At 59.7% G+C, this 21,714-nt stretch carries 19 protein-coding genes and 1 pseudogene; 15 read left to right on the plus strand and 5 right to left on the minus strand.

The window, feature by feature from the left end:
* The first annotated feature begins 3 nt into the window (after positions 1 to 3).
* The 4 genes from kdsA (at position 4) to ispD (ending at position 3,452) form a co-directional block, all read left to right on the plus strand.
* Positions 4 to 849 (plus strand): 3-deoxy-8-phosphooctulonate synthase, encoded by an 846-nt coding sequence (kdsA, locus tag ACUN0G_RS05160; RefSeq protein WP_003219295.1) that lies wholly within the window; start codon positions 4 to 6, stop codon positions 847 to 849.
* A 156-nt stretch (positions 850 to 1,005) separates the two neighbouring features.
* The gene (gene eno, locus ACUN0G_RS05165) at positions 1,006 to 2,295 is read left to right on the plus strand and encodes a phosphopyruvate hydratase (protein WP_003219294.1); all 1,290 of its coding nucleotides are present in this window, start codon (positions 1,006 to 1,008) and stop codon (positions 2,293 to 2,295) included.
* Positions 2,296 to 2,466: 171 nt separating this feature from the next.
* On the plus strand, positions 2,467 to 2,745 hold the full coding sequence (ftsB, locus tag ACUN0G_RS05170; protein WP_003219292.1) for a cell division protein FtsB: 279 nt from the start codon (positions 2,467 to 2,469) through the stop codon (positions 2,743 to 2,745).
* Positions 2,742 to 3,452 (plus strand): 2-C-methyl-D-erythritol 4-phosphate cytidylyltransferase, encoded by a 711-nt coding sequence (ispD, locus tag ACUN0G_RS05175; protein ID WP_421553260.1) that lies wholly within the window; start codon positions 2,742 to 2,744, stop codon positions 3,450 to 3,452. The genes ftsB and ispD overlap by 4 nt, the downstream gene beginning before the upstream one ends.
* A gap of 3 nt (positions 3,453 to 3,455) precedes the next feature.
* Here the strand turns inward: ispD and ACUN0G_RS05180 are convergent, their stop codons facing one another.
* The gene (locus ACUN0G_RS05180; protein ID WP_445572837.1) at positions 3,456 to 6,494 is read right to left on the minus strand and encodes a dermonecrotic toxin domain-containing protein; all 3,039 of its coding nucleotides are present in this window, start codon (positions 6,492 to 6,494) and stop codon (positions 3,456 to 3,458) included.
* Positions 6,495 to 6,563: 69 nt separating this feature from the next.
* Positions 6,564 to 7,460 (minus strand): LysR substrate-binding domain-containing protein, encoded by an 897-nt coding sequence (locus tag ACUN0G_RS05185; protein WP_421525198.1) that lies wholly within the window; start codon positions 7,458 to 7,460, stop codon positions 6,564 to 6,566.
* A 109-nt stretch (positions 7,461 to 7,569) separates the two neighbouring features.
* Between ACUN0G_RS05185 and ACUN0G_RS05190 the strand changes: the two genes are divergently transcribed.
* The 8 genes from ACUN0G_RS05190 (at position 7,570) to rpoS (ending at position 14,691) form a co-directional block, all read left to right on the plus strand.
* Entirely contained in the window at positions 7,570 to 8,682 is a 1,113-nt protein-coding gene (locus ACUN0G_RS05190; RefSeq protein WP_076015815.1) for an S-(hydroxymethyl)glutathione dehydrogenase/class III alcohol dehydrogenase, read from the plus strand.
* An 8-nt stretch (positions 8,683 to 8,690) separates the two neighbouring features.
* Positions 8,691 to 9,536 (plus strand): S-formylglutathione hydrolase, encoded by an 846-nt coding sequence (gene fghA, locus ACUN0G_RS05195; RefSeq protein ID WP_017479401.1) that lies wholly within the window; start codon positions 8,691 to 8,693, stop codon positions 9,534 to 9,536.
* A 54-nt stretch (positions 9,537 to 9,590) separates the two neighbouring features.
* A complete protein-coding gene (ispF, locus tag ACUN0G_RS05200) occupies positions 9,591 to 10,064 on the plus strand; it encodes a 2-C-methyl-D-erythritol 2,4-cyclodiphosphate synthase (RefSeq protein WP_010176739.1) in 474 nt (157 codons plus the stop codon).
* Positions 10,061 to 11,119 (plus strand): tRNA pseudouridine(13) synthase TruD, encoded by a 1,059-nt coding sequence (truD, locus tag ACUN0G_RS05205; protein WP_258344012.1) that lies wholly within the window; start codon positions 10,061 to 10,063, stop codon positions 11,117 to 11,119. The genes ispF and truD overlap by 4 nt, the downstream gene beginning before the upstream one ends.
* Positions 11,107 to 11,856, plus strand: a complete 750-nt coding sequence (gene surE / locus ACUN0G_RS05210) for a 5'/3'-nucleotidase SurE (protein ID WP_421525196.1) — start codon at positions 11,107 to 11,109, stop codon at positions 11,854 to 11,856. Before truD ends, surE begins: the two co-directional genes overlap by 13 nt.
* Before the next feature lie 41 nt (positions 11,857 to 11,897).
* Positions 11,898 to 12,533, plus strand: coding sequence for a protein-L-isoaspartate(D-aspartate) O-methyltransferase (locus tag ACUN0G_RS05215; RefSeq protein WP_010176736.1), 636 nt, complete (start codon positions 11,898 to 11,900; stop codon positions 12,531 to 12,533).
* A 210-nt stretch (positions 12,534 to 12,743) separates the two neighbouring features.
* Positions 12,744 to 13,580: a peptidoglycan DD-metalloendopeptidase family protein gene (locus tag ACUN0G_RS05220; RefSeq protein WP_258348745.1), complete on the plus strand. Its 837-nt coding sequence runs from the start codon at positions 12,744 to 12,746 to the stop codon at positions 13,578 to 13,580.
* Between the two features lie 106 nt (positions 13,581 to 13,686).
* The gene (gene rpoS, locus ACUN0G_RS05225) at positions 13,687 to 14,691 is read left to right on the plus strand and encodes an RNA polymerase sigma factor RpoS (RefSeq protein WP_063032880.1); all 1,005 of its coding nucleotides are present in this window, start codon (positions 13,687 to 13,689) and stop codon (positions 14,689 to 14,691) included.
* A 301-nt stretch (positions 14,692 to 14,992) separates the two neighbouring features.
* Here rpoS and ACUN0G_RS05230 read toward each other — a convergent pair whose 3' ends face one another.
* Positions 14,993 to 15,202, minus strand: coding sequence for a cold-shock protein (locus tag ACUN0G_RS05230; protein ID WP_002554837.1), 210 nt, complete (start codon positions 15,200 to 15,202; stop codon positions 14,993 to 14,995).
* A 377-nt stretch (positions 15,203 to 15,579) separates the two neighbouring features.
* Here ACUN0G_RS05230 and dcd point away from each other — a divergent pair, with 377 nt between their 5' ends.
* Together dcd and ACUN0G_RS05240 are read left to right on the plus strand one after the other, a co-directional pair.
* A complete protein-coding gene (dcd, locus tag ACUN0G_RS05235; RefSeq protein WP_003219273.1) occupies positions 15,580 to 16,146 on the plus strand; it encodes a dCTP deaminase in 567 nt (188 codons plus the stop codon).
* A 106-nt stretch (positions 16,147 to 16,252) separates the two neighbouring features.
* The gene (locus ACUN0G_RS05240) at positions 16,253 to 16,456 is read left to right on the plus strand and encodes a hypothetical protein (RefSeq protein WP_003219272.1); all 204 of its coding nucleotides are present in this window, start codon (positions 16,253 to 16,255) and stop codon (positions 16,454 to 16,456) included.
* A 31-nt stretch (positions 16,457 to 16,487) separates the two neighbouring features.
* Here ACUN0G_RS05240 and pdeM read toward each other — a convergent pair whose 3' ends face one another.
* On the minus strand, positions 16,488 to 17,144 hold the full coding sequence (pdeM, locus tag ACUN0G_RS05245; RefSeq protein ID WP_445572838.1) for a ligase-associated DNA damage response endonuclease PdeM: 657 nt from the start codon (positions 17,142 to 17,144) through the stop codon (positions 16,488 to 16,490).
* Positions 17,144 to 19,621: a ligase-associated DNA damage response DEXH box helicase gene (locus ACUN0G_RS05250; protein WP_445572839.1), complete on the minus strand. Its 2,478-nt coding sequence runs from the start codon at positions 19,619 to 19,621 to the stop codon at positions 17,144 to 17,146. The genes pdeM and ACUN0G_RS05250 overlap by 1 nt, the downstream gene beginning before the upstream one ends.
* Positions 19,622 to 20,535: 914 nt before the next feature.
* On the opposite strand from ACUN0G_RS05250, the pseudogene ACUN0G_RS05255 reads away from it, so the two are divergent.
* Positions 20,536 to 21,653 (plus strand): annotated as a pseudogene (locus ACUN0G_RS05255) (IS481 family transposase).
* The last annotated feature ends 61 nt before the right edge of the window (positions 21,654 to 21,714 follow it).

The raw sequence follows: 21,714 nt of genomic DNA on the forward strand, positions 1-21,714 counted from the left end.
CTGATGGCCCAGAAGATCATTCGCGTAGGCGACATCGAGATTGCCAACGACAAGCCCATGGTGCTGTTCGGCGGCATGAACGTGCTGGAAAGCCGCGACATGGCGATGCAGGTCTGTGAAGAGTACGTGAAGGTGACCGAGAAACTCGGTATCCCTTATGTGTTCAAGGCCAGCTTCGACAAGGCCAACCGTTCGTCCGTGACCTCCTATCGCGGCCCGGGCCTTGAAGAAGGCATGCGGATCTTCCAGGACATCAAGCAAGCCTTCGGCGTGCCGATCATCACCGACGTCCACGAGCCTGAGCAGGCTGCCGTGGTCGCCGAGGTGTGCGACATCATCCAGTTGCCGGCCTTCCTGTCGCGCCAGACCGACCTCGTGGTCGCCATGGCCAAGACCGGCGCTGTGATCAATATCAAGAAAGCCCAGTTCCTCGCACCCCAGGAAATGAAACACATCCTGAACAAGTGCGTGGAAGCGGGTAACGACCAGTTGATCCTCTGCGAGCGCGGTTCGAGCTTCGGCTACAACAACCTCGTGGTGGACATGCTCGGTTTCGGCATCATGAAACAGTTCGAATACCCAGTGTTCTTCGACGTGACCCACGCGCTGCAAATGCCCGGTGGTCGCGCCGATTCCGCTGGCGGGCGCCGTGCCCAGGTACTGGACCTGGCCAAGGCCGGCATCAGCCAGTCCCTGGCAGGCCTGTTCCTGGAAGCCCACCCGGACCCGGACAACGCCAAGTGCGACGGCCCATGCGCCCTGCGCCTGGACAAGCTGGAGCCATTCCTGGCCCAGTTGAAGCAGTTGGACGACCTGGTCAAGAGTTTTCCGACGGTAGAGACCGCGTAAGCGCCATTTCTCCGGTAGACTTTCCCTCGCTTTACGCTCAGGCCCACGGGCCTGAGCCTTGTCGCCTGCAAGCCTGCCCGTTGTTCCACCCTTGCGGTCGGTCAAAAGATTTCCTTCAGCTGCGTCGTTTTCGTCAACTTTGGAGTGTTTACAACAATGGCAAAAATCGTCGACATCAAAGGTCGTGAAGTTCTCGACTCCCGTGGCAACCCTACCGTCGAAGCCGACGTGCTTCTCGATAACGGCATCATCGGCAGCGCCTGCGCGCCATCCGGTGCTTCCACAGGTTCCCGCGAAGCACTGGAACTGCGTGATGGCGACAAGAGCCGTTACCTGGGCAAGGGCGTACTCAAGGCAGTCGCCAACATCAATGGCCCGATCCGCGACCTGCTGCTGGGCAAGGATCCGCTGGACCAGAAAGCCCTCGATCACGCGATGATCAAGCTCGACGGTACTGAAAACAAAGGCAGCCTCGGCGCCAACGCCATCCTCGCCGTGTCCCTGGCTGCCGCCAAGGCTGCTGCGCAGGACCAGGACCTGCCGCTGTACGCCCACATCGCCAACCTGAACGGTACCCCGGGTGTTTACTCGATGCCGGTTCCGATGATGAACATCATCAACGGTGGCGAGCACGCTGATAACAACGTCGACATCCAGGAATTCATGGTGCAGCCGGTTGGCGCCAAGACCTTCTCCGAAGGCCTGCGCATGGGCACCGAGATTTTTCACCACCTCAAGGCTGTACTGAAGGCCCGTGGCCTGAGCACTGCCGTGGGTGACGAAGGTGGCTTCGCGCCGAACCTGGCGTCCAACGAAGATGCACTGAAAGTGATCTCCGAAGCTGTGGCCAACGCTGGCTACAAGCTGGGCACTGACGTGACCCTGGCCCTGGACTGCGCGGCCAGCGAATTCTACGAAGACGGCAAGTACAACCTGTCCGGTGAAGGCCACGTATTCACCTCGGAAGGTTTTGCTGATTACCTCAAGGGCCTGACCGAGCGCTACCCGATCATCTCGATCGAAGACGGCCTGGACGAGTCCGACTGGGCTGGCTGGAAAGTGCTGACCGACAAGATTGGCGAGAAGATCCAGCTGGTGGGCGACGACCTGTTCGTGACCAACACCAAGATCCTGAAAGAAGGCATCGACAAGAAGATCGCCAACTCGATCCTGATCAAGTTCAACCAGATCGGCACCCTGACCGAAACCCTGGAAGCCATCCAGATGGCCAAGGCTGCGGGCTACACTGCCGTGATCTCCCACCGCTCCGGCGAAACCGAAGATTCGACCATTGCCGACCTGGCCGTGGGCACTTCGGCTGGGCAGATCAAGACCGGTTCCCTGTGCCGTTCCGATCGCGTTTCCAAGTACAACCAATTGCTGCGTATCGAAGAGCAACTGGGCGGCAAAGCCAAGTACAACGGTCGCAGCGAGTTTCGCGGCTGATTGTTAAATGGTAAAAGGTCAGCGGATTACGTCGGAAAAATCACGACAGCGTGAATTTCGGCGCTAATCTCTTGGCTATCAAGCACAAGCCTGGTTATTCCAGGCTTCGTGCTATCAGTTGCTTCAAAAGTTTTGCATGGCTGTCTTTTTTCACTGGATACCCGATATTCGATGCGCAGTCCCAATTGGTTGTTCCTCGTCTTGCTCTTGCTGCTGGCTGGCCTGCAGTACCGCCTATGGGTGGGGAATGGCAGCTTGGCGCAGGTCACCGAACTGACCCAGCAAATTGCCGCACAGCACGCCGAAAACGAGGTGTTGCTGGAGCGCAATCGCGTGCTCGATGCCGAAGTGCTTGAATTGAAAAAAGGCATGGAGACCGTTGAAGAGCGGGCTCGCCATGAGTTGGGCATGGTCAAGGAGGGCGAGACCCTCTACCAGTTGGCCCAATGAGCCTTTCGTCACCGGCCTTCTGGGCCGTGATTCCTGCCGCGGGCGTGGGTGCCCGTATGGCCGCGGACCGTCCCAAGCAATACTTGCAATTGGGCGGGCGCACTATTCTCGAACACAGCCTTGGCTGTTTCCTCGATCATCCGGGCCTCAAGGGGCTGGTGGTCAGTCTTGCGGTCGATGACCCTTATTGGCCGAACCTGGCTTGCGCCACCGACCCACGCATTGCGCGGGTGGACGGTGGCGAAGAACGCTCGGGCTCGGTGCTCAATGCCTTGCTGTACCTGCACAGCCAGGGCGCCAGCGATGACGATTGGATCCTGGTCCATGATGCCGCCCGGCCGAACCTCAGCCGCGATGACCTGGACAAGTTGCTCTTTGAACTGGCCGACGACATCGTGGGCGGGCTGCTGGCCGTGCCGGCACGGGACACCCTCAAGCGTGCCGACAAGCATGGGCGCGTACTGGAAACCGTCGATCGCACGCCGATCTGGCAGGCTTACACCCCGCAAATGTTCCGCCTTGGCGCGCTGCACCGGGCGTTGGCCGACAGCCTGGTCTCGGACGTGGTCATCACCGACGAAGCCTCGGCCATGGAGTGGGCCGGGCATGCTCCGCGCCTGATCGAAGGCCGCAGCGACAACCTCAAGGTCACCCGCCCGGAAGACCTTGAATGGCTGCGCCAGCGCCGGGCTTTCCAGTCTTCCTGACGGTCACCCCGTCACTTGTTCAAGCCCGGCCGGGGCCTTGAACTCATCCACCAGCGCCTGAATGCTGTCGAACGGTTTACCGTCCACGGCCCAACCGGGTGCGCTGATGGCGTACCGGCTGCCCTGCTGATCGATCCTGAAATGGCGTACGTCGCCTCGGCGTGAACGGTAGTGAACGTGCGCGGGAGTCGTAGCGGTGGCTGAGGTCAACATGAATTGGCCGGGTTTGGTCAGCTGCGTCTGTGGCGTTTTGGCCGCGGGCTGGGAGGGGCCAGGCACCGGTTGCGCTGGGCGCTGCAAAGTGGCGTTGTCCACCCGCAGGACCAGATGGGCCTTGACCGTTCCCTCACCCTTGCCAATGCCCAGGCTGGCAGTGCGTCCGGTGTCCACTTCGATGCCCAGGTGTCCGCCAGCCGCTGCATCTTCGATCCGCAGGCCAATGCTACCGGTGAGTTCGGCGATTCCAGGAATGCCGTTGTAGGTATTGGTATGGCTGTCACCCACCAGTGCAACCCATTTGCCGGGGCGCGCCTTGGTGGTCTGTGTCCATTGAATCACTTCGGTGGCGTAGTAGTTCATCATGCGTTGGCGCACGTTGTCGGCGGTGTCCGGCAGGTCTCGGAGCATATAGCTGACGGTGCAGTCGATGGGCTGGATTTTGATCCCGGCGTCACGAGCTTTGGTGACGATGTTGACGAACGAGTAGTGCTGGTCGCGCAAAGGCGGGTAGATGTTGTTGAGGAAGCCCTTGAGTTCCTCGGGCATCACCGCGCTTCGGGTACGGTAGAACGCCTTGAGCAACGGCATGTGTACGTCCGTCAGCAGGTGCTCGAAATAGATGCGTTTGACGCCTTGGCTGGCCAGCAGCTGCATGTTGTCGATCAGAAACGCCTTGCTCGACAGCGCTCCGTGGCTTTCGCCGATCACCAGGCCGTCGCTGGCGTGCAGCAGTTTTTGGATGATGCTCGGCTGCGATTCATTCAGGCTGAACCGCGGAAGCACGGGCCGCATCGGTGAAAACGGCAGGTTGGCAAAGAACACCGTGGCGTCTTCAGACAGTTTGGTTCTTTTCTCGAAAAACAACTTGCGGGTGTCTTTGATTGGCTGGGCGCCACTACCCGTGGGTTCAAGGTTTTCCGAAAACGAACTGGTATCGGTGAGCATCTCCGAAACGGTCTCGCGAGCAAGTGGTGGCATCTCGTAGGCACTGTAGAACGTCGAGTGTTCCGGGCCGCCGAACAGTGTGTAGACCCGTTGCCAGGCATTGCGAAATGCGCCTCCGCCAGCCAGCCCGGCCGTGCGCCATTTCAGATCGGCGCTCTGGATGGCATACAGGCCGGTGGATTGCAGGGAGTTCGGCGCGTTGGGGGCCATCACGAACAGTTCGAAGAAGCCGGATTCATTGGGCGTCTTGAAAGTCAGGTACAGGTCGCCGTGAATCCGGAGGGTCTGCATCCCGTTGGGGTTTATCCGTGGGCTCAGGGTGCGGGTCTCAGTGCTGCCCGCACCGGAAGTTTCGTTGATGGCGGTGACGCTGATTCGGCCCGCATCCTGGCGGACTGCCGGGCCCAGGGTGGGGCGCAGGTTTTCGAGGCCCTTGAGGCCCTTTGCAACACCATGGGCGACCACTGGCAGCGCGTTAAGCGCGCCAAATACAATGCGCGCCTTCCCTTGGGGTTTGCCGCGCAGCAGGTCGTCGGTACCTACCACCATTTCGGTCGCGCCGTAGGTCAAGAAGCAAAATTCCGCCAGTAACGCATTGCCCATGGCCAGTGCCACGGGAATCGCCAGGATGCAGGCTTTTTCCAGGGCATCCAGGGTGTCGGTCTTGAACGTATCAAGGGGCGAAGTAATGCTTCGCGCCGCCATCTTCGCGAGACGCATCCTGATCTGCCGGGCGATAAACTCAAACGGATTACTGCCCAGCGCCGGGTACATCGGGTTATTGATGTACTGTTCGGGATCCCAATAGCCATTGACGAGCAGGCTGTTGAAAAAGCCCGGGGAGGTTGCCGCCTTTGGAAACACCACCATGCCCACCAAGGCTTCTTCCACGCCGCTGTAGATCAGGCCGGAGTCGACGACGTCCTCGTCGAAGTGGTTGGTCAGCGCCTTGCGTTGCGTTGCATCCTTTGCCGTTTCCACCAGCCATTTGCGCATGTCTGCCGGGCTGTTGAAGCCATGGAAGGGTGAGGAGTTGCCCGGTATATAGAGCAGGGTCACCTGGCTTCGGGTATCGGTGATGCTCAGGATGTCGGTGGCTTCGCTGTTGTGGATACGCAATAACCGCAGGGACAGGTTTGGATCGGCCCGGTAGGGCGCCTGGAAGTCCTCCAGAGTCAGGTTGCCGTGGTCCTTGTTGATGCCGATCCCCGCCGCCCGTGCTGCCAGGTGTCTCTCTGCTACGGTCAGGGTGAATTCCTGAAACTGTTCCAGATAGGCTTTGGTGAATGCGACGCGCATCAGCGTGTTGTAATTTTCCCGATGGCTATTCCAGAACTGCGTGATCGCCTCGTCGTAGACCTGTTCGAAATCGCTTGAGTGAACGATCCGCCTGAAGGCTTCAGGTGAAATCTCCAGTTGTGTGCTCGGGTTGTAAACCTGGGGCTGGCTTTTCAGATAAAGCGCTTCATAGCGCCTGGGCGGGATCCAGCCGGCGACGATGAACTCTTCGTTGAACATTGTCGGAATCCGGTTATCCATCAGGCGCGGCAGCTCGCTGACAATATTGAAATAAGGCGCCGTGGTGGAAAAACCGGTGGTATTGACCATGCCGCCAGGGGGCAGGGGCGCATTGCAGACCATGGCTTCGGTCAGCGACATCGACTGGACCACCACGGCGGTGAAGGCCGTGTTGGGGTTGTCGGTGTTGTATTCGAGGGTGGTCAGGAGGGTGGTGTCCGGGTCGAACTCTACCTGGCTGAGAGGTTGTACGTGCTCGCGGATCAATTGGGCGGCGATCTGCGAAGGTACGGGGAAATCCGCCAGGACCTTGCGAACGAAGTGATTGATACGCTGAAGTTGCGGGCCGTTGGTTGTCATGGGCGTGCCGGTTTACTCAGTGAAAGCGGCTATTTACCGGCATCCAGGCGCTGCACGGGCGGTAGCTGTCTATCGCAGGTAGACGGGATGGTTACCCAGACCCTCCTTGAGAAAGTCCACCAGCTTTCGCACTTTGGGCGAAAGGTGGCGTTGTTGCGGGTACAGCGCCCAGACTGCGGTGTTGGGCGGTTGATGGGTTTCGAGTAACGATACCAGTGCGCCGCTGTGCAAATGCTCCAGCACGTAATAGTCCGGCAATTGGCAAAGGCCGACGCCTTGCAGCGCGGCATCCAGCACTGCTTGCCCACTGTTGCAGCGCCAGTTTCCCTGAACTCGCTGGGAAAATTCGCGCCCATCCTGGGCCAGTTGCCAAATATCCGAGCTGCCGATCAGGCAGTTATGCCGACTTAATTCCGACAAGCTATGTGGCCGGCCGTACCTGGCCAGGTAGGACGGTGACGCGCACAAATACATACGCCGCGGCGCGAGGCGGCTGGCAACCATCCGCGAATCCGCCAGGCGACCGAGGCGAATCGCCAGGTCCAGGCCTTCGTGCACCAGGTCCAGTTGGCGATTGGTCAATTCCACGTCCACCCGCAATTGCGGATAAAGCGCCATGAACCGCGTCACCAGCGGCACGATAAAGCGCTCGCCGTAAGCCACTGCGCAGGTCATGCGCAACATCCCTTTAGGCTCGCTGGCCAGGTCGCCTACGGCGCGCAAGGCCTCTTCGCGACCGTCCTGCAAGCGCTGGCAATGTTGCAGGAAGGTCTGGCCGGCTTCGGTCAGCGTCACCTTGCGGGTGCTGCGATACAGCAAGCGTGTTTGCAGCCGCTCTTCCAGTCGCGCTACCTGGCGGCTGATGTGGGACGACGACACACCCAGGCGCTCCGCGGCGGCGGTGAATTGGCTGCATTCGGCCACGGCGACGAACTCGTCGATGCCTTCCCAGCGGTTTTCCAGCATGCTGATTATCCCTGTATGGCAATAATGTTTTGCTTTTGTCTGGATTATTAATCAGATGCTCATGTTTTACACTGCCGGCCTTACGTTTTTAACCCGATGGAGAAACCGGATGATCAAGTCCCGCGCGGCCGTAGCCTTCGAAGCCAAGAAACCCCTCGAGATCGTTGAAGTGGATGTGGCCATGCCCAAGGCGGGCGAGGTGCTGCTGCGGGTGGTGGCGTCCGGTGTGTGCCATACCGATGCCTACACCCTGTCGGGCGCGGACCCGGAAGGTATCTTTCCGTCGATCCTCGGCCACGAAGGTGGCGCCGTGGTGGAAGCCATTGGCGAAGGCGTGACCTCGGTGGCGGTAGGCGACCACGTGATCCCGCTGTACACCCCGGAATGCGGCAAGTGCAAATTCTGCCTGTCGGGCAAGACCAACCTGTGCCAGGCGATTCGCGCCACCCAGGGCAAAGGCCTGATGCCGGATGGCACCTCGCGCTTTTCCTACAAGGGCCAGCCGATTTTCCACTACATGGGTACTTCGACTTTCTCCGAATACACCGTGCTGCCGGAAATCTCCGTAGCGAAGATTCCTAAAGAAGCGCCGCTGGAAAAAGTCTGCCTGCTGGGCTGTGGCGTCACCACCGGTATCGGTGCAGTGATCAACACCGCCAAGGTCAAGCCGGGCGACACCGTGGCCATCTTCGGCCTGGGCGGTATTGGCCTGTCGGCGGTGATCGGTGCGGTGAAAGCCAAGGCCGGTCGTATCATTGCCGTCGACATCAACCCGGCCAAGTTTGAAATCGCCAAGCAACTGGGCGCGACCGACTGCATCAACCCGAAAGACTACGACCGCCCGATCCAGGACGTGATCGTCGATTTGACCGATGGCGGCGTCGACTTTTCCTTCGAGTGCATCGGCAATGTCCAACTGATGCGTGCGGCCCTTGAGTGCTGCCACAAAGGTTGGGGCGAGTCGGTAATCATCGGCGTGGCCGGTGCCGGCCAGGAAATTGCTACCCGTCCGTTCCAGCTGGTCACCGGCCGCGTCTGGCGCGGTTCGGCGTTTGGTGGGGTGCGGGGTCGCAGCGAATTGCCAAGCTACGTGGAAATGGCTCAGACCGGCGAAATCCCGCTGGATACCTTCATCACCCACACCATGGGCCTGGAAGATATCAATAAGGCGTTTGACCTGATGCATGAAGGCAAGAGCATCCGCACCGTCATTCACTTCTGAGGTCGGTCATGAGTCTGGAAAACCTGTCGTGCCAGAAAAGCTTCGGCGGCTGGCATAAACGCTACAAGCATCATTCCGACGTGCTGGGTTGCGACATGACCTTCGCCGTGTACCTGCCGCCGCAAGCGGAGCAGGGCGGCAAATTGCCGGTGTTGTACTGGCTGTCGGGGCTGACCTGCACCGATGAGAACTTTATGCAGAAGGCCGGCGCCCAGCGCATGGCGGCCGAGCTGGGGTTGATCATTGTTGCGCCGGACACCAGCCCGCGCGGCCCCGGTGTGCCGGGTGATCCGGACAACGCCTGGGACTTTGGCCTGGGCGCCGGCTTCTACCTGAACGCTACGCAGGAGCCCTGGGCCCAGCACTATCGGATGCATGACTACGTGGTGCAGGAATTGCCGGCATTGGTCGAAGCGCATTTCCCGGCGTCGGCCAAGCGCGGGATCAGCGGCCATTCCATGGGCGGTCACGGCGCACTGGTGTGTGCCTTGCGCAACCCGGGGCGTTATCAGTCGGTGTCGGCGTTCTCGCCGATCAACAATCCGATGGATTGCCCGTGGGGCCAGAAGGCGTTCTCCCGCTACCTTGGGGAAGAGCGTTCGAAGTGGCGCGAATGGGATGCCTGCGTGTTGATCAGCGAAGCCTCGGAAAAGCTGCCGCTGCTGGTGGACCAGGGCGATCGCGATGACTTTCTTGCGGTGCAGCTCAAGCCTGAAGCCTTGCAGCAGGCGGCCAGGGCGGCCAACCATCCATTGGAGCTGCGTCTGCAACCGGGCTATGACCACAGCTACTTCTTTATCGCCAGCTTCATCGAAGACCATTTACGCCATCACGCGAGTGCTTTGCTCGGTTAATGTGAGGCAAAAGTAGGTAGAATCACGCCCTGAATTAAATCGGGGCGTTTTTTTATGCGTATTGGCCACGGCTATGATGTGCACCGTTTCGCCGAAGGCGATTTCATCACCCTGGGCGGCGTGCGAATCGCACACCACCATGGGTTGCTGGCTCATTCCGACGGCGACGTTGTGCTGCATGCCTTGAGCGATGCCTTGCTTGGCGCCGCCGCGTTGGGCGACATCGGCAAGCACTTTCCGGACACCGACCCTACCTTCAAGGGCGCGGACAGCCGCGTGCTGTTGCGTCATGTGGTCGGCTTGATCCATGCCAAGGGCTGGAAGGTCGGCAACGTCGACAACACCATCGTCGCCCAGGCGCCCAAGATGGCCCCGCATATCGAATCGATGCGCGCGCTGATTGCCGCGGATCTTCAAGTTGAGTTGGATCAAGTGAACGTAAAAGCCACCACCACCGAAAAGCTCGGGTTTACCGGTCGCGAAGAGGGCATTGCCGTGCACTCCGTTGCCTTGTTGCTGCGCGCATGAATGATCTGCAACTGCTGGGCCCGCGTGCCTATGGCGAGGCCCTGGGCAGCGCTGTTCTGAAAGCCACCGCTGAAGATTTCCAGGTGGATGAAGTGCTGGATATCCCGCTGACCGGCGAGGGTGAACACCTGTGGTTGTGGGTGGAAAAGCGTGGCCTGAATACCGAAGAAGCGGCGCGGCGGATTGCCAAGGCGGCGGGCGTGCCGTTGCGCACCGTCAGCTATGCCGGGCTCAAGGACCGCCAGGCGCTGACCCGGCAGTGGTTCAGCGTGCAGTTGCCGGGCAAGGCTGATCCGGACCTGAGCGGGGCGGAAAACGAGACCCTGAAGATCCTCAAGATCGCCCGTCACAAGCGCAAGCTTCAGCGCGGTGCGCATTCGGCCAATGGCTTTACCTTGCGCCTGACCCAGTTTGCCGGTGATGCCGCGGCTATCGACGCGCGCCTGCAACTGATCGCCAAGCAAGGCATTCCCAACTATTTCGGCGCCCAGCGGTTCGGTCATAACGGCGGCAACGTCGTCGATGCCCGCGACTGGGCCGCGCGCAAGGCCTTGCCGGAGCAACGCAACGTGCGCTCGCGCCTGCTCTCCACGGCCCGCAGCTTCCTGTTCAATAAAGTGCTGGCGGCGCGGGTCGCTGACGGTTCCTGGCAGCGCGCCCAGGTCGGCGACTTGCTGGCGTTTACCGACAGTCGCAGTTTTTTTCCGGCAGGTGAGGCTGAATGCAGTGACCCGCGTTTGGCGATCCTTGACCTGCATCCCACCGGCCCACAGTGGGGCGAAGGTGATTCGCCGGCGTCGGGGGCGACCTTCGCGCTGGAACAGGCGATCGCCGAGGGTGAGCCCGACCTGCGGGATTGGCTGGTGAATGCCGGCATGAGCCAGGAACGTCGCATTCTTCGGCTGCCCATTGGCGGGTTGACGTGGCATTATCCCGAACCTGACATTCTGCAATTGGAATTCGTCCTGCCGGCTGGATGCTTCGCCACTGTCTTGGTGCGCGAGCTTGTAGATCTGGTGCCGGTGGGGCAGACGGACAGCCCATGCGTATTCTGATATCTAACGACGACGGGGTCACCGCACCCGGCCTTGCCGCGCTTCATGCTGCGCTGGCGGATTACGCCGAGTGCGTGGTGGTTGCCCCGGACCAGGACAAAAGCGGCGCCAGCAGCTCGCTGACGCTCGACCGTCCGTTGCACATACAGACGTTGCCCAACGGCTTTATCAGCGTGAATGGCACGCCGACCGATTGCGTGCACCTGGCGATCAACAGCCTGCTGGACCGCGAGCCGGACCTGGTGGTTTCCGGGATTAACCTGGGCGCCAACCTCGGTGACGACGTGCTGTATTCCGGTACGGTGGCGGCGGCCCTCGAAGGGCGTTTCCTGGGCCGGACCTCGTTCGCGTTTTCGCTGGCGTCGCGTCAGTTGGACAACCTGGAGACGGCGGCCTACTTTGCTCGCAAGCTGGTGGAGGCCCATCACCGCCTGGATTTGCCGCCGCGTACAGTGCTTAACGTCAACTTCCCGAACCTGCCTCTTGAGCATATTCGTGGCTTCAAGCTGACCCGCCTGGGCCATCGCTCCCGCGCCGCGTCACCGCTGAAGGTGGTGGACCCGCGTGGCAAGGAAGGTTACTGGATTGCCGCTGCCGGAGATGCCGAAGACGGCGGCGAAGGCACGGACTTTCATGCGGTGATGCAAGGTTATATTTCGATTACTCCGTTGCAACTTGATCGCACCTTCAGTGATGCCTTCAGTAGTCTCGATGGCTGGCTGGAGGGAGTGCTCTGATGGCGCGCGAACAAGACGACCTGCTGCGACGGGGCATCGGGATGACTTCCCAGCGCACCCGCGAGCGATTGATCCAGCGCCTGTATGAAGAAGGGCTGTCCAACGCCCAGGTGCTGGAAGTCATTCGGCGTACCCCGCGGCATCTGTTTGTCGATGAAGCCCTGGCGCACCGCGCCTATGAAGACACCGCGCTGCCCATCGGCCACAACCAGACCATCTCCCAGCCTTATATGGTGGCGCGGATGAGTGAGCTGCTGTTGGCGGCGGGTCCGCTGGACAAGGTGCTGGAAATAGGCACCGGCTCCGGCTACCAGACGGCCGTGTTGTCGCAGCTGGTTGAGCGGGTGTTTTCGGTCGAGCGCATCAAGGTGTTGCAAGACCGGGCCAAGGAACGCCTGGTGGAGTTGAACCTGCGCAACGTGGTGTTTCGTTGGGGCGACGGTTGGGAAGGCTGGCCGGCGCTGGCGCCGTACAACGGCATTATCGTCACCGCCGTTGCGACCGACGTGCCCCAGGCGTTGCTCGATCAACTGGCTCCCGGCGGGCGCCTGGTCATCCCGGTGGGCTCCGGCGAAGTGCAACAATTGATGTTGATCATTCGCGAGGAAGAAGGCTTTTCCCGGCATGTGCTCGGGGCGGTGCGTTTTGTCCCGCTGCTTAACGGTCCGCTGGCCTGATCAATTATTCCTGCGTACTGAATTCTATTGCCGGGTATGTGTCTTACAGCGGGGTCTATTGAGTCAACGTGATCCGCCGTGGGAATTAAACATGATGAAAATTTCTTTAGAATCGTGTTTCCAGTAAAAAACCAACGGCCAGTTATACTTGCGTCATATTTCAAGCCTGATACAGGCGTTCATAGTCAGCCACCACAAAGGGAGCGGCGGGTGAGTCTCACGGTCATTGCACAGCGTATGAGTCAAACAAGCTTTCAGCGACTGGTGATTGGCCTTGTCTTGAGTTCCTTGCTGGCGGCTTGCTCAAGCTCGCCATCCGGCGGTGCCCGGGTGGTCGACCGCAATAATGCGGTGCCGCAAAAGCCTACGGTTACCACCGGGCAATATGTCGTTCGCAAGGGCGATACGATGTTCTCGATTGCCTTCCGTTATGGTTGGGATTACAAGGCGCTGGCCGCCCGTAACAACATTCCTGTGCCCTATACGATACATCCAGGTCAGACCATTCGTTTCGATGGCCGTACCGGTTCAACACCGACCGCCGTCGTCACAAACACGGCTTCTTCGCCGTCGTCGTCGAGCAAAACCACAATCATCACCCGGCCTGCAGGCACCGCCGCGCCTGGCGTTGCGAGCAAACCCGCACCTGCGCCGATGCCGCCAGCAGGGCCCGCACCGACCGGCTGGGGATGGCCCTCAAATGGCATCCTTATTGGAAAATTCTCTTCAAACGGTAGTTTGAATAAAGGCATTGATATCGCCGGAGATTTGGGACAGCCTGTTTTAGCTGCGTCTGATGGGACAGTGGTGTACGCCGGGAGTGGTTTACGGGGCTACGGCGAGCTGGTCATCATCAAACACAGCGATACCTACGTCAGTGCTTACGGTCACAACCGCAGGCTGTTGGTTCGGGAGGGGCAGCAGGTCAAGGTCGGACAGACAATTGCCGAAATGGGGTCAACTGGTACAGACCGGGTGAAACTGCACTTTGAGATTCGCCGCCAAGGGAAACCTGTTGATCCGCTGCAATTCCTTCCCCGTCGTTGATGTGTTGCACAGCCTGTTCCCTCACGTAGAAGGAACAGGCTCCAGCGTTGCCAAGGATAAAGGCGTCGCTTGAGCTTGAGGTCGAACTCACCAAAGGACTATAACAATGGCTCTCAGTAAAGAAGCGCCGGAGTTTGACATCGACGATGAGGTTCTCCTTATGGAGACCGGCATTGCTACGGAATCGATGTCGAATGAGGGACCTGCTGTACCTTCAGTTCGCACCAAATCCAAGAACTCCACCGCGTTAAAGCAACACAAGTACATTGACTACACACGGGCGCTCGACGCGACCCAGTTGTACCTCAATGAAATCGGCTTTTCCCCTCTGCTCACTCCCGAAGAAGAAGTCTTTTTTGCGCGCTTGTCGCAAAAAGGCGATCCGGCTGGGCGCAAGCGCATGATTGAAAGCAACCTGCGGCTGGTGGTGAAAATCGCCCGACGCTATGTCAATCGTGGGCTGTCCCTGTTGGACTTGATCGAGGAAGGCAATCTCGGCTTGATCCGGGCGGTGGAAAAGTTTGATCCTGAGCGGGGTTTTCGCTTTTCAACCTACGCCACCTGGTGGATTCGTCAGACCATCGAACGGGCGATCATGAATCAGACCCGCACGATCCGGTTGCCGATCCATGTGGTCAAAGAGCTCAACGTCTACCTGCGGGCGGCGCGTGAGCTGACACAAAAACTCGATCATGAACCTTCGCCTGAAGAAATCGCCAACCTGCTGGAAAAACCGGTGGGAGAGGTCAAGCGCATGCTCGGTCTCAATGAGCGGGTGTCTTCAGTCGATGTCTCGCTGGGTCCGGATTCGGATAAAACCCTGCTGGACACCCTGACTGATGATCGTCCTACGGACCCTTGTGAGTTGCTGCAGGACGACGATCTGTCGCAAAGCATCGACCAGTGGCTTTCGGAGTTGACGGACAAACAGCGTGAGGTGGTGATTCGCCGCTTCGGGCTGCGCGGCCACGAAAGCAGCACCCTGGAGGATGTTGGCCTGGAGATCGGCTTGACCCGTGAGCGGGTGCGGCAGATCCAGGTAGAGGGTCTCAAGCGCTTGCGCGAGATCCTCGAGAAGAATGGCTTGTCGAGTGAGTCGTTGTTTCAATAAACGACGCAGGACGAAATGTGGGAGCGGGCTTGCTCGCGAATACGGTGTTTCAGTCAGCCTATCTGGCGCCTGATTCACTGCTTTCGCGAGCAAGCCCGCTCCCACATTTTTTTGTGCATGGAATTACATCGTGTAATTGCTCGTTCCCACGCTCTGCGTGGGAACGCAGCCCAGGACGCTCCGCGTCCCAAAGCGTGACGCAGAGCGTCACAAGAGGCATTCCCACGCAGAGCGTAGGAACGAGCGGGCACAAAAAAGCCCCGCTTTTAAGGGCGGGGCTTTTCGACTAAATCAGTACAAGTTAGATAACTTGAACTTCTTCAGCTTGCATGCCTTTCTGACCGCGGGTAGCGATGAAAGAAACCTGTTGGCCTTCTTTCAGGCTTTTGAAGCCGTCGGATTGGATAGCTTTGAAGTGAACGAACAGGTCGTCACCGGATTGTGGAGTGATGAAGCCGAAGCCTTTTTCATCGTTGAACCACTTAACGGTACCAGTTTGGCGATTAGACATGGTGTATCTCCTTGGACAAAGTTAACTGCGACTCAGGAAAAGCCCTGGCCGAGACTGAGTGCAAAGAGCAGGAAAAATTCTTGGAGATGGTTGGATCGAAATTCAACATATCGTGTAGAGATTCTCAGTGACACAAGCAGCACAGTGGCGCCACCTTAACCCTTTTTCCGGAACGTGCCAATGGTATTTCCGAAGGTTTCTCTATTTTCGTGACTGGCGGCAGCCGGATACCGCACCAATACCCCGCAATTGAAGGTGCGTCCCGCCCAGCAGGGCGGCGCGGCACCAAGAAAAACAGCCGGCCCTTTGAACCACGGGGCCGGCCCCGGTAAGATGCCCAACAGAATTTTTTCACCTCGCTATTCAGGACACCCGCCATGAGCATCAAATCGGACAAGTGGATTCGCCGCATGGCGCAAGAGCACGGCATGATCGAGCCCTTCGTGGAGCGCCAGATGCGCGGCGAAGGCGCTGAGCGGCTGATTTCGTTCGGGGTTTCCAGCTACGGCTACGATGTACGCTGCGCCGATGAGTTCAAGGTGTTCACCAACATCAACTCGGCAACCGTCGATCCGAAAAACTTCGACGAAAAAAGCTTCGTCGACGTCAAGAGCGACGTCTGCATCATCCCGCCAAACTCCTTCGCTCTGGCGCGCACCGTCGAATTCTTCCGTATCCCGCGCAACGTATTGACTATCTGCCTGGGCAAAAGCACTTACGCGCGCTGCGGCATCATCGTCAACGTGACGCCACTGGAACCGGAATGGGAAGGGCACGTCACCCTGGAGTTCTCCAACACCACCACGTTGCCGGCAAAAATCTACGCTAACGAAGGTGTCGCACAGATGCTGTTCTTCGAATCCGATGAAGAGTGCGAAGTGTCCTATAAGGACCGTGGCGGCAAGTATCAGGGCCAGCGCGGCGTTACTCTCCCACGCACTTGATCGAATCGTCTTACAGGCTAAGGGAATTTGTCAGCGGGCATGCACTCTATTGAGTGTACTGCCCCGACGCGTGCACAACGCGCCGGGCCACGCTTGAGGAGTCCCTATGAAGCTCGATCCGCGAATCAGCGCCGAACTCGCCCGGCTTGAACCCAATCAGATTGGTGTGATGGCCTGGTCCTTGATGGCCGATCCCGCCGCAGGCGGCATTCCGGGCCAGCCCGGCCCCGATGATCCCTGGCCCAACCAGCCTGAAGAGCCTGGTGAACCCACGCTCCCTGACGAACCGCCTCCCGCCCCCGTGGCTTGATTTCCTGCACGTGTCGCCAATGGTCAGTTGCTCAGCGCACTGGCCATACTTCATGGTCTCCGATCACGAAGATCCGGCTGCCTTCTTCCTGGGTCACTGAATAACCTCCGGTAAATGCGCCAAACGCCGGCAACAGGCTGACTTGGTTGCCGAGCAGGAAGCACGGCAGGCGCAAGCTTTGCCGGCCCTTGCCCCGCAGGCGATACACCGGGTGCACGTGCCCGGCCAGCACATGATGGCTGGCATGGGCGTCGGGCTCGTGCTGCAACGCAAACGGCCCCATCAGCAGGGGTTCGGTCACCACTTCAATGTTCAGATCACCTGGCGGGTCGCCAGCGCGTTTGTCGTGGTTGCCGCGAATCAGCGTGAGCGCCACGCCTGTATGACGCTCACGCCACGCTCTAAGGGCGTTCAGGGTGCCGCTGGCGTGAGAGCCGGGCCCGTGGAGAAAGTCGCCGAGAAAAATCACCTGCGCGCCGGGGAAAGCCGCCAACAGTCGGTCCAGGCGCTGCAGGTTGTCTGTCGTCGTGCCCTGGGGCACTGGCTGGCCCAGGCTGCGATAGGCCGACGCCTTGCCAAAATGCGCGTCGGCGATCAGCAGACTGCGCTTGGCCGGCCAGTACACGGCCTTGTCGGCCAGCAACCACAGCTCTTCCTCTGCCAGATGTATCGGGTAATGAGCGGGCATCAGGGCTTCCCGTTATCGGCGACTTTTTCCAGATCCTTGACCATCCGCGCAATCCGCTCCGAAAGTTTTTCCGAGCTCAGGCTTTCCCGAAAGCGTTCCACCAGCAGCGGAAAGGCCAGTGGTGTAGGCCGTTTGATTCGATGCAGGTCCAGTTTCAACGCCGACAAGTGCCGCAATGTCTCTTCCAGCCGACGAATATCCAACTCTTCCCGCAGCACTTCTTCCCCGGCCTGGGTCAGCAGCAGGTTCTGCGGGTCATATTGCTTGAACACTTCAAAAAACAAGCCGCTGGAAGCCTGAACCTGGCGCGTACTTTTTGGGGCACCGGGGTAGCCGGCAAACACCAGCCCGGCGATCCGCGCGATCTCGCGAAAGCGCCGCAGGGCCAGCTCACCGGCGTTCAGGCTCGCTACCACGTCATCCAGCAGATGACCCTCACTCAGTAGCTCCCCGCTTAATAACTCAGGCCAATCCACCTCGGTCGCGCTCAGCAACTCCAGGCCGTAGTCATTCACCGCAATCGAGAATGTCACCGCCTGCTGCCGACTGACCCGCCAGGCCAGCAGGCTCGCCAGCCCCAGGTGCACCTGGCGCCCGGCGAACGGATACAGGAACAGATGCCAGCCTTCCCGGGACTTGAGGGCCTCGGCCAGCAAATGCTCGCGGGTCGGCAGCCCGGACCAGCGGAGTTGGGTGTCCAGCAGCGGTTGCACCGCCTGCATCTCCGGGCCGAGGAATTGACCGTGGGCGGCGGCATCAAAGCGCTCGACCACCGCTTGGGCCAGCTCGTTGGAAAGCGGCATGCGCCCGCCGTTCCAGCGCGGTACGGCAGCCTTTTTCGCGGTACTGCGCCGCACGTACGCGGTCATGTTTTCTACTCGCACCAACTCCAGCAAGCGCCCGGCGAACAGGAAACCATCTCCCGGCTTCAGCCGTGCAATAAAACCTTCCTCGACACTGCCCAGGGTCTTGCCACCGCCGCCTTTGCTCCAGAATTTCAGCTGGATGCTGGCGTCGCTGACGATGGTGCCCACGCTCATGCGATGGCGCCGCGCCAGTCGTGCGTCGGGGACGCGCCAGATGCCGTGTTCGTCCGGCTCGACCCGTCGGTAATCCGGGTAGGCCGTCAGCGACAGCCCACCATGACGCACGAAACCCAGGGCCCAGGCCCAATCTGCGTCGCTCAGGTCACGATAGGCCCATGCGGTACGCACCTCCGCCAGCAGCTCATCCGGCACAAAACCGCCGCCCAGCGCCATGCTCACCAGATGCTGCACCAGCACATCCAAAGGCTTGTGGGGCGACTGCCGGGCTTCGATACGCCGTTCAGCGATAGCGTCCTGCGCGGCGGCGGCTTCCACCAGCTCCAGGCTGTGGGTCGGCACCAGCGTGACCCGCGACGGCCTGCCTGGCGCATGGCCGGAACGCCCGGCGCGCTGCATCAGGCGCGCCACGCCCTTGGCCGAGCCAATCTGCAGTACCCGTTCCACCGGCAGGAAATCCACCCCCAGGTCGAGGCTCGACGTACACACCACGGCCTTCAGTTGCCCTTCCTTCAAAGCCCGTTCTACCCAATCCCGGGTTTCCCGGGACAGCGAGCCGTGGTGCAGGGCAATCACTCCGGCCCAGTCGGGGCGAGCGTCGAGCAGGGCCTGATACCAGATTTCCGATTGTGCTCGTGTGTTGGTGAACACCAGGCAACTGCTGCTGGCATCGACCTCGGCTACCACCTGCGGGAGCATTTTCAGGCCGATATGGCCGGCCCATGGGAAACGCTCGATAACCGGTGGCAACAGGGTGTCCACCCGCAATTTCTTGGTCGTCTGACCCTGCACGTTGATCCCGCCGCCTTGTGGGATCAACACCTCCAGTGCGTGGGCCTGATTACCCAGGGTTGCGGAAATGCCCCACACGATCAGCTCCGGGTGCCATTGCCGCAGGCGGGCGAGGGCCAGTTGCAGTTGCACGCCGCGTTTGTTGCCGATCAGTTCGTGCCATTCGTCCACGACTACCATCCGCAGGTGCGACAGGCTGGTCTGGCTGTCGGCGCGGGCCAGCATCAGCGTGAGGCTTTCCGGGGTGGTGATCAGGGTGGTGGGCAGGCGGCGGCTTTGGCGGGCGCGTTCGCTGCTGCTGGTGTCGCCGGTGCGCAGGCCGACGGTCCAGGGGATGTTCAGGGATTCCAGCGGGGCTTCAAGGGCGCGGGCGGTGTCTGCGGCCAGGGCGCGCATTGGGGTGATCCACAGGACTGTCAGCGGTTCGGCGGGGGCTTTGCGTTTGCGGGGGGTGGTTTCGGTGATGGCGAAGCGGTTGAGGGCGGCGAACCACAAGGCGTAGGTTTTGCCGGCGCCGGTGCTGGCGTGGAGCAGTCCTGATTGGGCTTCCTTGACGGCGTTCCATACGTCTTTTTGGAAGGCGAACGGTTTCCAGTTTTTGGCGGTGAACCAGTCTTTGGCGAAATTGCGGGATTTGGCCATGCTTGGGGCTCTGGGGGTGTAATTCAGAGACCTGTGGGGTGGGGGAAAGGTTTAACTGCGATTGCTGGGTTTTCGGGTGTATATCCGTTATTTAGGTAACGGCTGCTTATGGTTCCGCTCTTACAGCGGGTCACTTTTGGCAGACGCCCCAAAAGTAACCAAAAGGTCTTTGCCCCACCACTCGGTGCCTCGCCTAGGCTCGGCATGCCCGCACTCCGGCTCGATTCCGCGGGCCGCCGCGACGGGCCATCCATGGCCCGGCGCGGCTAAATCGGCTTCCCTGCCGATTTACCCGCTCCACCGTGCCTACTTGCGGCCATCGTGGTTAACGGGGCCTGCAGATCAAAATCAAAAGCAAGAGCACAGCGGCCTCCCGGCCGGCTTGAGTGTTGAAGAGCAAAAGCAAAAACCAGAGCGAAAACAAATCTGCTTTTCTGTGGGAGCGGGCTTGCTCGCGAAAAACCTGAGAGCGCCGCGTTCATCCAGAATGCCCGCGTCATCGTTAACGACCTTCGCGAGCAAGCCCGCTCCCACATTTTTTGGACCGTGCCCGCTTTAGCTTTTGATTTTGCTTTTAACACTCAAGCCGGCCGGTAGGCCGCTGTGCTCTTGATCTGCTTTTGATCTTGATCTTAGGCGCCCCGTTAAACCACGCTGGCCGAACGCAGGCTTTGGAGCGTGGGTAACCTGGCAGGACGCCAGGTTAGCCGTCCTGGGCCAAGGATGGCCCATGACGGCGGCCCACGGTCCAAAGCCGGAGTGAGGGCACACCGAGCCTAGGCGAGGTGCCGAGTGGTGGGGCAAGAGCGTTTTGCTTACTTTTGCGCTCTTTGTACGGACCGGACACATGGTTGACGGATGTACGGGGACATGGTGGACACTTTTCGGCGAGCCAACTTCGCCGGAAATCCATCATGCCCTGGGACACGAGAGACGCCATGAGCCTGAAAGAAGAGTTCGTTGCCTTAGCCCGGCAACCCGGCAGCAATAAACGAGAGCTGTGTCGACGATTCGGGATCAGCCCCCAAACGGCGTATAAGTGGCTCAAACGCTACGAGGCCCAAGGCCGGTCGGGGCTGCAAGAGATGTCCCGCAAACCTATCACCAGCCCCAAGCTGACCGACCCTGCTCTAGAAACGGCGGTCATAGCGCTCAGGCAAGACCATCCCGCATGGGGTGGGCGCACGATCAGCAGCATTTTGAAAAAGCAGATTGCTCCCAGCACCGTCACCAATGTCCTGCATCGGCACGGGATGATTAAGCCTGCGCAGAAGGAACAATTGGCGAAGCTGAGGTTTGAGCACGATGCGCCTAACGATCTTTGGCAGATGGACTTCAAAGGGCATTTCCCGACGCAACAAGGCCGATGCCACCCCCTGACGTTGCTGGACGATCACTCGCGATTCAATTTGGCTATTCAAGCGTGTGATAACGAGCGTGGGGTTACGGTGAAGGAGAAGATGATCGAGGTATTCCAGCGTTTCGGATTACCGGCTCGCATCAACGTTGATAACGGCCCGCCATGGGGCTCTCCCCGCAACCCTGGAGAAATTACTGAGTTGAGTATCTGGTTGATTCGCTTAGGAATTCGGATCAGTTTCAGCCGCCCTTACCATCCGCAAACCAATGGAAAGATTGAGCGTTTCCATCGATCACTCAAGGCCGAAGTGCTTGATGGGCGCCAGTTTTCCACGATCAAGGAGGCTCAAACAGCGTTTGATCGATGGCGCGAGGTTTATAACCTGCAACGCCCCCATCAAGCATTGGACTACAAGGTGCCGATGGACCGGTATCGGGCCAGCCCCTGGGCTTATCCGCAGCAACTGCCAGAGTTTGAATACGGACCGGACGACCTATTGGCCAAGGTTTATGACAGTCGATTCCGCTTTCAGAAACGTTATTTCAGTATCGCCAAAGGCCTGGCTGGGCAGCACATCGCGATACGCCCAAAAGTGAGGGGCTATTTGACGTCTACTTCTGCCATCACTTTTTGCGGACCATAGACGTGAATAAGCCTGATTACGGACCATAATGTGTCAACCATGTCCCCGCACATGTGTCCACCATGTGTCCGGTCCGTACACGCTCTTCAA

This window comes from Pseudomonas sp. 32A, assembly GCF_052682255.1.

Coding starts and splice junctions, on each gene's coding strand:
- kdsA (WP_003219295.1), top strand. CDS start 4: ATGGCCCAGAAGATCATTCGCGTAGGCGACATCGAGATTGCCAACGAC.
- eno (WP_003219294.1), top strand. CDS start 1,006: ATGGCAAAAATCGTCGACATCAAAGGTCGTGAAGTTCTCGACTCCCGT.
- ftsB (WP_003219292.1), top strand. CDS start 2,467: ATGCGCAGTCCCAATTGGTTGTTCCTCGTCTTGCTCTTGCTGCTGGCT.
- ispD (WP_421553260.1), top strand. CDS start 2,742: ATGAGCCTTTCGTCACCGGCCTTCTGGGCCGTGATTCCTGCCGCGGGC.
- ACUN0G_RS05180 (WP_445572837.1), bottom strand. CDS start 6,494: ATGACAACCAACGGCCCGCAACTTCAGCGTATCAATCACTTCGTTCGC.
- ACUN0G_RS05185 (WP_421525198.1), bottom strand. CDS start 7,460: ATGCTGGAAAACCGCTGGGAAGGCATCGACGAGTTCGTCGCCGTGGCC.
- ACUN0G_RS05190 (WP_076015815.1), top strand. CDS start 7,570: ATGATCAAGTCCCGCGCGGCCGTAGCCTTCGAAGCCAAGAAACCCCTC.
- fghA (WP_017479401.1), top strand. CDS start 8,691: ATGAGTCTGGAAAACCTGTCGTGCCAGAAAAGCTTCGGCGGCTGGCAT.
- ispF (WP_010176739.1), top strand. CDS start 9,591: ATGCGTATTGGCCACGGCTATGATGTGCACCGTTTCGCCGAAGGCGAT.
- truD (WP_258344012.1), top strand. CDS start 10,061: ATGAATGATCTGCAACTGCTGGGCCCGCGTGCCTATGGCGAGGCCCTG.
- surE (WP_421525196.1), top strand. CDS start 11,107: ATGCGTATTCTGATATCTAACGACGACGGGGTCACCGCACCCGGCCTT.
- ACUN0G_RS05215 (WP_010176736.1), top strand. CDS start 11,898: ATGACTTCCCAGCGCACCCGCGAGCGATTGATCCAGCGCCTGTATGAA.
- rpoS (WP_063032880.1), top strand. CDS start 13,687: ATGGCTCTCAGTAAAGAAGCGCCGGAGTTTGACATCGACGATGAGGTT.
- ACUN0G_RS05230 (WP_002554837.1), bottom strand. CDS start 15,202: ATGTCTAATCGCCAAACTGGTACCGTTAAGTGGTTCAACGATGAAAAA.
- dcd (WP_003219273.1), top strand. CDS start 15,580: ATGAGCATCAAATCGGACAAGTGGATTCGCCGCATGGCGCAAGAGCAC.
- ACUN0G_RS05240 (WP_003219272.1), top strand. CDS start 16,253: ATGAAGCTCGATCCGCGAATCAGCGCCGAACTCGCCCGGCTTGAACCC.
- pdeM (WP_445572838.1), bottom strand. CDS start 17,144: ATGCCCGCTCATTACCCGATACATCTGGCAGAGGAAGAGCTGTGGTTG.
- ACUN0G_RS05250 (WP_445572839.1), bottom strand. CDS start 19,621: ATGGCCAAATCCCGCAATTTCGCCAAAGACTGGTTCACCGCCAAAAAC.